The organism is Peribacillus sp. GL_122 (assembly GCF_057835005.1).
Map to the genome: position 1 here is coordinate 5742220 of NZ_CM174415.1, position 14403 is coordinate 5756622.

The 14403-nt window shown below is 41.3% G+C and carries 11 protein-coding genes and 4 tRNA genes; all 15 read right to left on the reverse strand.

The genetic code is table 11. From position 1 onward, the window contains the following. The 15 genes from AC3ISB_RS28005 to rpsR all read right to left on the reverse strand — a co-directional run bounded on the left by AC3ISB_RS28005 (position 1) and on the right by rpsR (position 14362). Positions 1 to 798 carry a two-component system regulatory protein YycI gene (locus AC3ISB_RS28005; protein WP_480340094.1) on the reverse strand — a complete coding sequence of 266 codons (798 nt, stop codon included), beginning with the start codon at positions 796 to 798 and terminating at the stop codon, positions 1 to 3. Next, positions 785 to 2110, reverse strand: coding sequence for a YycH family regulatory protein (locus AC3ISB_RS28010; protein WP_480340093.1), 1326 nt, complete (start codon positions 2108 to 2110; stop codon positions 785 to 787). The genes AC3ISB_RS28005 and AC3ISB_RS28010 overlap by 14 nt, the downstream gene beginning before the upstream one ends. After that, entirely contained in the window at positions 2107 to 3939 is a 1833-nt protein-coding gene (walK, locus tag AC3ISB_RS28015; RefSeq protein WP_144480697.1) for a cell wall metabolism sensor histidine kinase WalK, read from the reverse strand. The genes AC3ISB_RS28010 and walK overlap by 4 nt, the downstream gene beginning before the upstream one ends. Positions 3940 to 3944: 5 nt before the next feature. Next, the gene (gene yycF / locus AC3ISB_RS28020; RefSeq protein WP_034316131.1) at positions 3945 to 4652 is read right to left on the reverse strand and encodes a response regulator YycF; all 708 of its coding nucleotides are present in this window, start codon (positions 4650 to 4652) and stop codon (positions 3945 to 3947) included. 278 nt (positions 4653 to 4930) lie between these two features. Continuing rightward, positions 4931 to 6349, reverse strand: coding sequence for a peptidoglycan DD-metalloendopeptidase family protein (locus AC3ISB_RS28025; RefSeq protein WP_489275247.1), 1419 nt, complete (start codon positions 6347 to 6349; stop codon positions 4931 to 4933). A gap of 411 nt (positions 6350 to 6760) precedes the next feature. Then, positions 6761 to 6833: transfer RNA gene (locus AC3ISB_RS28030), tRNA-Phe, on the reverse strand. Positions 6834 to 6861: 28 nt separating this feature from the next. Then, positions 6862 to 6937, reverse strand: a tRNA-Asp gene (locus tag AC3ISB_RS28035). 23 nt (positions 6938 to 6960) lie between these two features. Next, positions 6961 to 7032 (reverse strand) — tRNA-Glu (locus AC3ISB_RS28040). Positions 7033 to 7040: 8 nt separating this feature from the next. After that, positions 7041 to 7116 (reverse strand) — tRNA-Lys (locus tag AC3ISB_RS28045). A gap of 277 nt (positions 7117 to 7393) precedes the next feature. Further along, positions 7394 to 8686: an adenylosuccinate synthase gene (locus AC3ISB_RS28050; RefSeq protein WP_076368493.1), complete on the reverse strand. Its 1293-nt coding sequence runs from the start codon at positions 8684 to 8686 to the stop codon at positions 7394 to 7396. Between the two features lie 290 nt (positions 8687 to 8976). After that, positions 8977 to 10341 (reverse strand): replicative DNA helicase, encoded by a 1365-nt coding sequence (gene dnaB / locus AC3ISB_RS28055; RefSeq protein WP_034316139.1) that lies wholly within the window; start codon positions 10339 to 10341, stop codon positions 8977 to 8979. Positions 10342 to 10481: 140 nt separating this feature from the next. Then, on the reverse strand, positions 10482 to 10931 hold the full coding sequence (gene rplI / locus AC3ISB_RS28060; RefSeq protein WP_098370316.1) for a 50S ribosomal protein L9: 450 nt from the start codon (positions 10929 to 10931) through the stop codon (positions 10482 to 10484). Beyond that, complete coding sequence (locus tag AC3ISB_RS28065; protein ID WP_098370317.1) at positions 10928 to 12898, reverse strand: DHH family phosphoesterase; 1971 nt, start codon at positions 12896 to 12898, stop codon at positions 10928 to 10930. The genes rplI and AC3ISB_RS28065 overlap by 4 nt, the downstream gene beginning before the upstream one ends. A gap of 41 nt (positions 12899 to 12939) precedes the next feature. Continuing rightward, a complete protein-coding gene (locus tag AC3ISB_RS28070) occupies positions 12940 to 13887 on the reverse strand; it encodes a YybS family protein (RefSeq protein WP_339201178.1) in 948 nt (315 codons plus the stop codon). Between the two features lie 235 nt (positions 13888 to 14122). Then, the gene (gene rpsR, locus AC3ISB_RS28075; protein ID WP_034316147.1) at positions 14123 to 14362 is read right to left on the reverse strand and encodes a 30S ribosomal protein S18; all 240 of its coding nucleotides are present in this window, start codon (positions 14360 to 14362) and stop codon (positions 14123 to 14125) included. Positions 14363 to 14403: the final 41 nt, after the last annotated feature.

Here is a 14403-nt window from a genome sequence, read left to right on the forward strand (position 1 = left end):
TCACTCCAGTATTTTTTCTTCTGTATTCAATTCAATGACCTCTCCATCAAAAGCATTCACGAAGAGATCCGTTTCGTCATCAATGACCACCCACCATGTTGGCACAAGTAAATGTGACACAGATGTCGTTTGCAGCGAATTATAAAAACCCAGTTTCACATTCGTGACTTTGCTTTTAGGATCAATATCACCATTCTGATACAATGCTCCAATAGCAGTTAAAGCAGATACCAATTCTTTTGGTTTATTGAATTTTTCGATCCCCTCTAAATACATCTGTTCATAGGAAACGATTTCACCCTTCTTGTTCAGATATAAAGTGACCTTCCCCTTACTATTATTATAAAACATCTTTTTATCTGCCACTTGATAGCAGATGATGGTCTGGCTGATTTCATCATAGCTCCAAAAATGATACTCACTTCCATTTAATATATACTCCTTCAGGAATATATCAAGGTCTGCAGCATTAATTTCCGCTTTCATGCCAACCGGTATCTTAAATGTACCCACAAGCTTCTTATCATCGATGATTTTTGCTTTTTGATTCTTTAGGTGCTGTATATCTTTCTTCTCGAAAGTCTTGCTTTGGGCAATCAGGAATTGATCCTTCAACTTTTGTTTCGGAAGTGGGGTTTCTATTGAAATCTCATCTTCTTTCAAAAGTTCATCCGTAAGGGGCTCCGTAAAGCTTTCTAATTGGGAGTCATTAATCTTTTCCAGGAATTGATAAAGAAGAAAAATATTCAAAGTAAAGAAAACCATGATGAATATCGACTTTGTATTATTCCAATCCACTTTGATCGCCTCCTTCTTCAAAAGGCACAATAAACCATTTATCGCCTACACGATAATACCAAGTGGGATCGAGTGTAACTAGTGTTACAAGTTTGGAATCGAGGGATTTATTCAATCTATAACCAATCGAGATGTCCTCCACGCTTTTGAAGTCGATATTATCTTTCGATTTCAACTGATTCAAGACTTCTCTACCACTTTTTAAAGTTTTTACCGATTCTTCTGATGGGAGGACTGAGTCAAGTGAAAAGTACGGGCGGTCATAGCTATAAATTTCTTCTTTCCCCCAAATTTGCTCGATTTCTGTCATTCCGGATTCATTGAAGGCCGGATAACCATTTACGAATAAGCGGAATACCACTCGTTGCTCATTCTCCGACATATAGGCAAAGCGGTAATTGTTATCTTCCCAACCAGCATTATCATTGATGAAATCAATACTTTTTTGCAGAAGGTCACTGGAACTGCCCTTGCTTTTTTGTGCCGGATTGATATAAGAAATTAAGTAATTGTCTTTATTGACGGTCATAAGTCTTGTTCCATCCGTGTATTCCTCACCAACCGAAACGGGTTCCTGGCGTACATACTTCGGATTATTAAATAAAGCATTTTTCAGGTTTCCAATATCCAAATCGTCAATATAATATTCAAATCTGTTGATCTCCACTGGGTTTTCCGGGACGAACAGCGTCCTTTTGCTGTTTATCGTTTCGGCCGTGTATTCAGGGTGCTCATCGTAAGAACCCCTATAAAATGAATCCATGAAATTCCTTAGTTTTTTAGAGTCGACCATACCTTGATAAATCTTCTCTTGATCGTAGGAAACAAAATAAACGGCAGATTCTTTACCACTGATATCCTTTTGTTTAATGAGGATTCGATCAAACGAAAATTCAGGCACTTCCTTATCCCTTATATTCAATACCGTTTTATAAAGGGCAATGGGAATATCATCGGAAAATTTGATTTCAATCGATCCATCTTCATGGACAAAATCGTCAAATTTCCTTTGCAGCCTTTTTACGGATACCTCTTTTATGCCGCTGAAGCGCCATTGCGAAAATTCTTTTTCCATTTCATTTATTTCCACCGGATTGGAAGTCTGGAAATGCTGCCCATTGCCATGGAAAAGGATACTGACTGGTTTAATGACATCACTGACAATCTGGACATCGCTTTTAATCTTTATAAATTCCGACGATTGTTCAAATGGATCATACTCAGGCTCGTACGTCCAAATGCTCCATGTCAAAAAAATGCTTGTCCCAACCAAAATAATCAGTATTATACTTTTTGCACGTTCAAAATTCATGACCAATCATCCTCTTCTTCCTGTTCGTAAGGAAGTGTAAAGAACACGGTAGTTCCTTTTCCATCCACACTTTCCGCCCATATTTTCCCGCCATGCGCCACGACCATCTCTTTTGCAATCGCTAAACCAAGCCCTGTCCCGCCTAAGTTACGGGCCCTTGCTTTATCCACACGGTAGAAGCGGTCGAATATTTTATCAATGACGTTTTTCGGGATACCCACTCCTTGATCTGTAATGCTCACAATGATAAAGCCATCAGATGCCCTGACGCGGAAAGTCACTTGACCCCCTTCAGGTGAGTACTTTAATGAGTTGGAGATTACATTATAGAGAACCTGGGTAATTTTATCTTCATCAATATCCACAAAATAAGCTTCCTTCGGCAAATCACGCTTAAACGTGATGTCATCATTTTTCGTCATTTCAAAACGATCGATGATATGGTCATAGAATTTATTGAAATTCACCCAGCCTGTTTTAAGCCTGTAATCTTTACTGTCCATTTTTGAAAGCTGTAACAGATCATTAACAAGCCTGATCATTCGCTCCGTTTCATTTTGGGTCACACTTAAAAAGGATGGAGCGATTTCCTCGTCCTTCCATGCACCTTCAGCCAATGCCTCCAGGTAACTTCTCATCGTCGTTAGCGGAGTTCGCAGTTCATGTGATACATTGGCAACAAATTCCCTGCGTTCACTTTCGATTTTTTCCTGCTCTGTAATATCATGCAAAACAGTAATCAAACCATTAACGAATCCCGTTTCCTTTTGAATGACCGAAAAGTTCCCCCTCAAAATGAAAGGCCGATTTTTTTTGCTGTAATCAAGGATTACGGACTCCCGCTCTTCCAGTAAATCCTCAAATTTATATTCTTCTTCAAGCCCCAAAACCTCAATGATCGGTTGGTTCATGACGGTTTCACGCGAGACATTCAATAATTGTGCCGCCGGTTCATTAATCAGGTTCACCCGACCGCGCCTGTCCGTTGAAATTACGCCATCCGTCATATTGGCAAGGACAGATGACAGCTTACGCCGCTCTCCTTCTGTGCTTGATTGCGACTCTTGAAGTTTTTTGGTCAAATTATTGAAAGTGACGGCAAGCTGGCCAATTTCATCATCGCCATATACCCTAACTTTTCTGGAGAAATTCCCTTTCGCCATCACCAGTGCCTGCTTTCTCATATCAGACATAGGTCTAGTGATCGTTCGTGCGAGCAGGATCCCCAAGATGGCCGTAATGACCAAGGCGATGGCCGTACCCGTCATGAAGATACTATTGATCTCATCCATCTGCTCAAAGACATTTTCCATCTCTGCTATTACATAGACGGCGCCAATGACCTCCCCATTTGCTTCAATGGGTGTCGAAAGGACCCAGAGTCGCCTGCCTGTTTTCTTATCCCGAAATATATCATTATCTTCTTTTCCATAAATGAGCGTATTCTTAATAAGGACCTCTGTTGTCTTCTTCCCTACAATATCCTGGTTACCTGGGGCTGAAGTTCCAATCACGCGTCTGCTGCGGGTGTCGATGACACGTACTTCCGAAATATCATTCGATGAATTATCCCGGTCTTTCAATATCGTATCAATCGCTTCTTCGAGGGTTGGATCTTCCTCTCCCCTCTCTTTTTCCATTTCTTCACCAATGCTGTAGGTAAGCAGGTTAACGTGGCCTTTTATTGATTTCGTAAAGTTCCCAACAAGATTTTCTTCCAATTCCCCAACAAAATATACCCCGATTATTTGCATTGCTACGAAAATGAGCAAAACATAAATCAGAACAAATTTAAAATGGATTGAGCGAAAAAAACCAACCTTTTTCATAGAAACTACTCCTGTTCAGGGTTACGCAGGTAATAACCGACCCCTCTTCTAGTTACAATCCAGCCAGGATGGCTAGGATTGTCTTCAATCTTCTCACGAAGACGTCTGACCGTTACATCGACCGTCCGCACATCACCAAAATAATCATAGCCCCACACGGTTTGTAATAAGTGCTCCCTTGTCATGACCTGACCGATGTGCTTCGCTAAGTAATGAAGCAACTCAAATTCGCGATGCGTTAATTCAATCGTATCACCGCGCTTGGATACCACATAGGCATCCGGATGGATAGTGAGCGTTCCTATCGTAATTTCCTTCGGTTCATTTTCTTGATCGGGAACAGGAACAGCTTGCTGACGTCTTAGGTTCGCCTTAACGCGGGCAATTATTTCCCGGGTACTAAATGGCTTTGTCACATAGTCGTCTGCACCAAGCTCCAATCCTAAGACCTTATCAATCTCTGAATCTTTTGCCGTTAACATGATGATTGGCGTTTCATACTTCTTCCTTACTTCCCTGCAAACTTCCATGCCATCGCGCTGCGGCAGCATGATATCAAGTAAAATCAAATCGGGTTGCCGTTCTTCTACCATTTTGAGGGCTTCATTGCCATCATAAGCACAAAAAACTTCATAGCCTTCTTTTTTCAAATTGAATTGTAATATATCAGCAATTGGCTTTTCGTCATCCACTACCAGAATCTTTTTATCCATGTACTTATCTCCTTTTTAATAACTGAACTGAATCTATTAAAAACCGTGTCCTTATCCGGGACCTTATTCACTTTTCCTTCTGCTTGCACAACCCGGCAACCTAGTTTTAGCAAAGTTACGTATATATACCCAATAAAAGGGGCTGAACACCGGAATGAAAGCAAATTGTCTCTATTCTACTTTATCATTTTATAGGCATTAAATCACCTTTTTCCTATTATTCTCATCTATGTATGTAGCAAAGAAGTCTTCGAATAATTTTCGAAGACTTCCATCGATTATTGGCTTATATAGTTTAGCGGATTAACGAGAGACCCGTTTTTATATATTTCAAAATGGAGGTGGACACCGGTCGAGTTCCCCGTTGAACCCATCATGCCAATTTTCATGCCTTTTTCAATCTTTTGTCCTGCTTGTACATCTATTGAATCCAAATGGGCATACACTGTCTTATACCCGTTATTATGATTGATCGTTATCTTATTTCCATATCCTCCGGAGTTTCCGGCAGTTTCGATTATCCCATGATCTGCTGCCGTTATCGTCCTGGTGGCTGGCCGGGCAATATCTATACCTTTATGCAGTTTCCCCCAGCGCTGACCCTGCTTACTGGAAATATAGCCCCCATCTGCAGGCCATGAATATGTACCGCTGCCCTGTGAAGGAATGACCTTGGTGCCTTTTCTCGTGATTTCTGTTTTGGCCTTTTCCGTGACTTCTTTTTTTGTGATTGTTTCACTGATTTTCTTTCCGTTTGTTTCGGATACATTATAGGTGAACGCAAGAATCCCCTCATTCCCTATTTGTTCAGTAATGAGCTCGCCCTTTGGAAGTTCGTCATCCTCCTTCACTTTCTTTTCAAAAGGAATCCTCTCTTCCTTAAATACTTCTCTTTCTACCATTACGTTCACATAGGGGATACGTTGGGTCACATAAAGACGCTCGCCCTCTTTAACACCTTTGTTCTCATCCTGTCCCGGATTTAGTTCCAGCAGTTGATCCAGGTCCATATCATGGCTAGTGGCAATGGCTTCAAGATCCTCATCTTCCTTAGCCTCATAGCTCGTCGTTCCTTCCTTTCCTTCTTCTATCATGGAAAGGGTTTCATCGACGCTCTTGATTTCGTCTGGATATACCATTGTCTCTTTAAACGTGACGGGAAGTGAAAATTCGATGTCCAGAATTCTACTTCCTGGCTCTTTTAACGGATCCGCATCTTTTTCACTTTCCTTTTTACCTGATTCATATTCAGCGTATTCCTTTTCATTCACATATAATAAAGTGATTTTCTCCAAAACGTCCTCGGCATCTTCCTTTGACGCAACATAAGCGACCGCCTGATTATCTATGTCGATTTCATAAGCCTCTGCCTTCACATTCAACTGATCTTGAATTCCCTTAACAGCCTGATCCTCTTTTACCTCTTCATCGAATACCTCTTCAGGTACAAACGTCAGCTGTGTCTCCTTATCGAATGTTAAGTCCGGATAATCTTCCTGTGCTTCTTCTACCTTATCGGCTACAATCTTTTCGATTTCCGTTTCGTCCGTCACACTTCCGACGAACTCATCGTTAAGATAAACATGCTGTATGGTTGCAGTTTCCGATATTCCAGCAGCAGTTGCCCGATTTCCTGCAAGCATTAAAATGACGGAAACCATCAACAGGATGATCCCCTTGCCTTTTGAGCTAAACATATATTGTCCTCCTTAACGGCTCAGTCACCAATTAAGAAACTAATCAATTTTATTTTGAGATTTATTAGTCCAATTTAAATATCCACATGCTTATGACTGATTTCTATAATGATTTTTATCACTCATAACTCTACCATATTGAGAAAAAAAACAAGAAACAGACTTCATAATGTAATGGAACTGTATAAATCGTGACAACATGTACCAATAAATATAGGAATGGGGAAAGTTCAATAAACTGCAGAAAAAGGAGTGGGCCTAGGCCCAGTAAGGTTAAAAGCGAGTAATAAGCCGAATTGGTCTAAATTGGTATGTTACAAATCGTTAACAATCTATTAACAAGATTTCATTCAAAATACATCTGGACGCAAAACAAAAAAACGCCCAAAAGGAAAGGCGTTTATAAAAGGATGGCTCAGGACGGAATCGAACCGCCGACACAAGGATTTTCAGTCCTTTGCTCTACCGACTGAGCTACTGAGCCAAATATTCTATTTTAGAAAAAAATAAAATGGCGGTCCCGACGGGAATCGAACCCGCGATCTCCTGCGTGACAGGCAGGCATGTTAACCGCTACACCACGGGACCAGTAAAGCATTTATATAAAGAAGTGACCCATACGGGATTCGAACCCGTGTTACCGCCGTGAAAGGGCGGTGTCTTAACCGCTTGACCAATGGGCCGGAAAAAATGGTGAGCCATGAAGGATTCGAACCTTCGACCCTCTGATTAAAAGTCAGATGCTCTACCAACTGAGCTAATGGCTCGTACTAAGGAAATGTTTTTTTTCAGGATGTTAACTTAACATCCGTATCTTGTTAATGGCTTGTTCTATTGTGACGACGCTTTTGATAATATCATGGTTTATATAGTTTAGGCAATAGTTTTTTGAAATAAAATTATTTTTTTCTTATATTTTTTCATTTTCCAACAGTTTAATCCATTCATTCGGTATCCCGGACCTCCTGAACGTGACATATAATAGCATGGATGTTAATAACGAAAGAAAAGAGCCGGCAAAAAAGCCAGCTCCTTTTTCAAGAATTACGCTAGACGCCAAGGGCTTCTCACGACATTTGTTTGGTTACGGTCAGGACCGACAGAGAAAGTGGTCAAAGGAATGCCTACCAATTGAGATACGCGCTCTACATAGTGACGAGCGTTCTCTGGAAGCTCATCCAATGATTTGCAACCTGTGATGTCTTCTGACCAGCCTGGTAGTTCTTCATAGACTGGTTTACATTCGCCAATCGCTTTCAAAGTCGCTGGAACTTCATGAATGATCTCGCCTTTGTAATCATAAGCCACACAAATTTTGACAGTATCAAGACCTGATAATACGTCAATCGAGTTCAATGATAAATCAGTAATCCCGCTGACACGGCGAGCATGGCGAACGACAACAGCGTCAAACCAGCCTACACGGCGCGGTCTGCCTGTAGTTGTACCATATTCACGGCCAATTTCCCGGATTTGGTTACCGACTTCATCATGCAATTCTGTAGGGAAAGGACCATCGCCCACACGGCTTGTATATGCTTTACATACTCCAACCACATGGTTGATTTTCGTAGGACCTACACCAGAACCGATTGTAACTCCACCTGCAACCGGGTTAGATGAAGTGACGAATGGGTATGTTCCTTGATCGATATCAAGCATGACACCTTGTGCCCCTTCGAATAATACCCGTTTTCCTTCATCAAGTGCATCATTCAATACAACGGATGTATCACAAACATATTTCTGCACTTGTTGTCCGTACTCATAGTATTCTTCCAAGATATCCTCGATTTTGAAACCTTCCGTTTCGTAGAAACGTTCAAACATACGATTTTTTTCGACAAGATTTTGAGACAATTTTTCCTCGAAAATTTCACGGTCCAAAAGGTCTGCCATGCGGATTCCGTTACGAGCAGCTTTGTCCATATATGCAGGGCCGATTCCTTTTTTAGTCGTTCCAATTTTGTTGGCGCCTTTACGGTCTTCTTCGACTTCATCCAATTTGATATGGTAAGGAAGAATGACATGTGCACGGTTTGAGATACGAAGATTATCCGTACTCACCCCATGGCTATGTAAATAAGCAAGCTCCTCTACAAGAGCTTTAGGATCAACCACCATACCATTTCCAATGACACAAATCTTATCACTATAAAAAATCCCTGACGGAATTAAATGCAGTTTATAGGTAACACCGTTAAATTTTATTGTATGCCCTGCATTATTCCCACCTTGATAACGAGCGATGGCTTCCGCATTCTGGGATAGAAAATCTGTTATTTTACCTTTACCTTCGTCTCCCCATTGTGTACCGACTACTACAACTGATGACATCTGAATAAAGCACCTCCAAAGGTTCACGTAATACCGATCATTTTAACCGGTTCTTATCAAACAAACCTATTTTATCAATAATCCAAACTGGAAGTCAATACAAAATCCGAACAATACACTTTTCAATAAATACTTTGTTCGTAAATATGAGAAAATTCTTTCGGTTTTACATTGGGTTTTGGATTGTCAATCATTATTGTACCCTTTGATTTCTTTTTCTATTATCATAAGGCCCTTTCCTTTTCCAAAAACAGAGAAAGCCCGCCATTGCAAAAATGGCAGGCAGTTCCCTATGCGCCGGGAGACATCGAATCGTCATCGAAGCGGCGTTCGAGGTTAACGAATTTATTATATTCTTTTACGAATGCAAGCGAAACCGTGCCTACTGGACCATTACGCTGTTTCGCTATAATGATTTCGATGATATTTTTATTCTCGGATTCTTTATCATAATAATCATCACGGTATAAGAATGCGACGATATCGGCATCTTGCTCGATACTCCCGGATTCCCTGATATCAGACATCATCGGACGCTTATCCTGACGCTGCTCCACTCCCCGCGATAGCTGGGAAAGGGCGATGACGGGCACTTTAAGTTCACGAGCGAGCGCTTTGAGTGAACGTGAAATCTCGGATACCTCTTGCTGACGGTTGTCGCCTGAACGACCATCGCCTTGAATTAACTGCAGGTAATCGATCAATATCATGCCAAGGCCATGTTCCTGCTTCAAACGACGGCATTTTGAACGGATTTCACCAATCCTCACACCAGGCGTATCATCGATATAAATGCCGGCATTCGACAAGCTTCCCATCGCCATCGTCAGTTTACGCCAATCCTCATCAGTTAAGGAACCTGTCCGTAAATTCTGAGCGTTGATATTTCCTTCAGCACAGAGCATACGCATAACGAGCTGCTCTGCACCCATTTCAAGACTGAAAATCGCTACATTCTCCTCCGTTTTGGTCGCAACGTTTTGAGCGATATTCAATGCAAAAGCGGTTTTACCAACCGAAGGACGGGCACCCACTATGATGAGGTCATTACGTTGGAACCCTGCTGTCATTCGATCCAGTTCAGCAAACCCTGTCGGTATTCCTGTGACATCACCTTTACGGGTAGTCAAAATTTCTATGTTATCGTACGTCGCAACCAATACATCCTTAATATTTTGAAAAGACCCGGAATTCTTACGCTGGGCCACTTCCATGATCGTTTTTTCTGCTTCCCCGAGCAGCTCCTCGACCTCGTCCTCGCGACTGTAGCCTTCCTGAGCGATGTTGGTCGCTGTCCTGATCAAACGACGCAGCAATGACTTCTCCTCGACGATGCGGGCATAATATTCAATATTGGCCGCGGTAGGCACCGATCCGGCCAATTCACTTAAATAAGAAACTCCGCCAACTTCTTCAAGGTTTTTTGTCGCAGCCAATTCCTCTGTCACCGTAATCAAATCGACAGCTTTTCCTTCGTCATTCAATTTAAGCATTACATTAAAGATTTTTTGATGTGAGCTTCTGTAAAAATCCTCCGGAATCAAAACTTCCGATGTAACGGTCAATGAAGAGGGCTCAAGAAAAATGGCTCCTAGCACTGCCTGTTCGGCTTCTATATTTTGAGGGGGAATCCTATCCTGAAATTGTTCTATCATATCTTAAAACCTCCCATTCTAAGAGGATACCTTTTATATGTTTCTAGTAAAAAAGAAAAAAGTGAAAGGACAACATGCCCAATCACATTTTTCGTCTATCTCTATTTTATCAATTTTTCACAGATATGAAACAGCTAAAATTAGTTAATTTCTTTCACATGCACAGTCAGTGTCGCAGTGACTTCAGGATGAAGCTTGACTGGAAGCTTTGTATGCCCTAAAGTGCGGATGCCTTCAGCAAGCTCCATTTTACGTTTATCAACCTTGACACCGTGTTTTTTCTGAAGCTCCGATGCAATTTGTTTAGTCGTGATGGAACCGAATAAACGCCCGCCCTCACCGGCTTTGGCAGATAGTTCAACCGTTAATTTCTCCAGCTGCACTTTCAATTCTTCAGCATGCTGCAGCTCTTCTGCTGCAAGTGATTCTTCTTTATTTTTCTGGGCTTCCAAAGTTTTTACATTTGAATTATTTGCTTCAACAGCCAATCCTTGTTTTAACAGGAAATTATGTGCATAACCATCTGCTACATTTTTAACTTCCCCTTTTTTCCCTTTACCTTTTACGTCTTTCAGAAATATTACTTTCATTCTTTTTGTCCCCCTTCTAAATATTCATCAATAGCTGCTTTCAATCGACTTTCAGCTTCATCAATGGAGCAAACCTGTTGAGTGGCGGCATTTGTTAAATGTCCGCCTCCATTCAACATTTCCATGATCACCTGTACATTGATATCACCTAGAGAACGCGCACTTATGCCAACTGTATCATCAGATCGCTTAGCCATTACGAAAGAAGCCGCAACGCCATCCATGGTCAATAGGGTGTCCGCAGCTTGAGCGATGAGCACCTGATTATGAACTTGATCGGTTTTTGCAGAGGCAATGGCAATTCCCTTTTTATAAAAGATGACTTCCTCAATGAGCTTCGAACGTTTGATATAGGTGTCCACGTCTTCTTTTAAGAATTTCTGGACAAGTACCGTATCAGCTCCATGCGCCCTTAGATAAGAGGCTGCATCGAAAGTGCGTGAACCTGTTCTTAAGGTGAAGCTTTTCGTATCGACGATGATACCTGCAAGAAGCGCCGTCGACTCCAGCATATCAATCTTTGAGCGTTTCGGTTGATATTCAAGCAGTTCGGTTACAAGTTCTGCTGTTGAAGATGCATATGGCTCCATATAGACGAGCAATGAATTCTTGATGAACTCCTCACCGCGGCGATGATGGTCGATGACTACAACCTTATCGATCCTATTCAATAACCGCTCTTCAATCACCATGGAAGGTTTATGTGTATCGACCACAACCAGCAAGGTCTCATCCGTAATCATTTCAAATGCATCATCAGGTGTTATGAACCGGGAATACAGCTCTTCTTTATTTTTGATTTCTTCCATTAAACGAAGGACACTGCTATCGAGCTGCTGGGTGTCGATGACAATATAGCCTTCACGTTCATTCATCTGGGCAACTTTCAAGATGCCGATCCCTGAACCGATTGCGTCCATATCCGGGTTTTTATGGCCCATGACAATGACTTTATCGCTATCAAGGACTATATCCTTCAATGCATGGGAAATGACACGTGCACGGACTCTCGTGCGTTTTTCCATCGGATTGGTTTTGCCGCCATAAAATTTCACTTTTCCATTCGCTTGCTTTATCGCTACTTGGTCACCGCCCCGTCCAAGGGCGAGATCCAAGCTGGACTGTGCAAGCGTACCTAGTTCCGGTAAGGATGGCACGGCCGAGCCGACCCCGATGCTCAGGGTCAAGGGTACATTTTGCTTGGCCGTCGTTTCCCTGATTTCATCCAAAATCGAGAATTTGCCCTTCTCAAGCTGATGAAGGATATGCTCATTGAAGACAGCGATGAATCGTTCCGAGGAAACCCGTTTAAAGAAAACGCCATTATCCCTTGCCCATTTATCAAGAAGTGAGGTAACCAAGCTATTAATGCTGCTTTTACGCTGATCATCCATACCCTGTGTCAAATCATCATAATTATCAAGAAGAATGATCGCAATTGCCGTCCGCTCATCTTCATATAATTTCTCAATTTCCACTTGCTCCGTCACATCAAAAAAGTAAAGAAGCCTTTCATCACGCTTATGGACCACCTTGAATTTCCGATCGTGGAGCGTAAGCGTCTCTGTCTCGATTTCTTGCTTGATCAACGGCACTATCGAGTCCGCAACATCGTATAGCGATCTTCCTGCCAAGGAGTCTTCACTAAAACAAGAAGCCAGGAATGGATTGGTCCATTCAATGTAATAATCCTCATTAAAGAGCATGATCCCAATCGGCATTTCCAATAACGCTTCCTCGCCCACCTTCTTTAAACGATAGGATAAAGTCGTTATATACTCTTCTGTCTTTCGTTGCTTTTTTTCTACCATTCTTAATGTTAAATAAAATAAACCAGCAAGAATCAATAGTCCAACAAGTGCAATAACCCAATTATAATAAGCCAGTACGCCCAAAAGTAAAACGACTGCGGCCAGCACCCCATACAATGGGGACTTAATCGAGTATTCTTTCAAATAAGATGGCATAGTTTCAGCTCCTAAAAGCATCTGTTTTACAAAAAAGTCTTCTATTCCTTTTTCTTGATTGTCTCCCTAAAAGGAAAGCCTAAATCTATTATACCTAAAAATCGCACGGCCGTCGTAATAATCGGAATCGGCAGCAGCAAAGAAAAAACCACGATTAAAACAGGTATGGCCTTAGCCCAAGACTTAACATGAGCGATATAGAATATCAGGGAATATCCTTGTAATAAAATGAAGAACTGCAGTATGAAAAATAGGTTCGTTATGGCCATATATACAAAACTGTTCTTGTCCGTATTCACAAAAAGTGCAAGAAGCATCGTAATTAAATAATACCATAAAAGGCTTTTCGGGAGTCGCAGATCTCGAAAATGGGGCCATTTTAACGCCTTATCACTGAATCTCTTCACAATGGGATGCGCCGCAAAGAAAATCAATAAAACCATGATGACTGACATCAAGACGAACAAACTTGGCATCAGCGTGTTCATCATATCGAGTGATTCATACAACCGCTTTTTGACTTGTTCCGTCGGTGCCTGTCCAAAAGAATCCATTATGCCGATAGTATTCTCGAGGGACCCCTCAGCCATGTTCATCGATTCTTCTATGTAATTAACATCCGTTATCAATACTGAAGCTGCATATATTAATAAAATGCCTCCCAGGAAGACAAGGACTGCGCTTATGAACATAGGAGCCATCGGTTTGTCCTTTTTCAAAAAATAGCCGATCGCGATTCCCGTTGCCCCCATGAGCAAGGTCAGCGGAACAGACAATATCGTCCCAATGAGGATCGACAATAACGAGGCTACAAATAAGTAACCAAGGCTCCACGATAACTTTTGTTTGATTGTGACAAGTATGAATGGAATGGGTAAAAAGAATGTAGTGAAAATACCCAATAGTGGGATTTGAATGGTGATGAACAATAAAATGCAATATAGTGCCAGAAGGGCTCCGCCCTCAGCAATCCGTCTCCCGCTATTCATCTTTATTTCACCCCCTGTTATTATTGATGTCTTATCTCCATCTTTATATTGTATCCGTTACGGCCAGGATATTTCAAACATCACATTCTTTTTTAGAATATGATTATTTTTTCTGAGGAAAACGTCCGGATAACTTCCTTTTGAAATAAAAAAACCGCAATTCAGCGGTTTTCAGGCATAAGTGACAACTTATAAAAAAGGCACATTAAGGATAACTCCTCAATGTGCCAATTTATTATTCACCAGATACATATGGTAGTAATGCCATAGTACGTGAGCGTTTAATAGCAATCGTTAATTTACGTTGATATTTAGCGCTTGTACCAGTTACACGACGTGGTAAAATTTTACCGCGTTCTGAGACGAATTTTTTAAGAAGATCTACATCTTTGTAATCAATTTTAGTGATTCCGTTAGATGTGAAATAACAAACCTTTTTACGCTTACCGCGTCCTTTACGTCCACCCATTGCCATGATAAATTTCCCTCCCTGCTTTTTGAATTTTCATTTTAAAC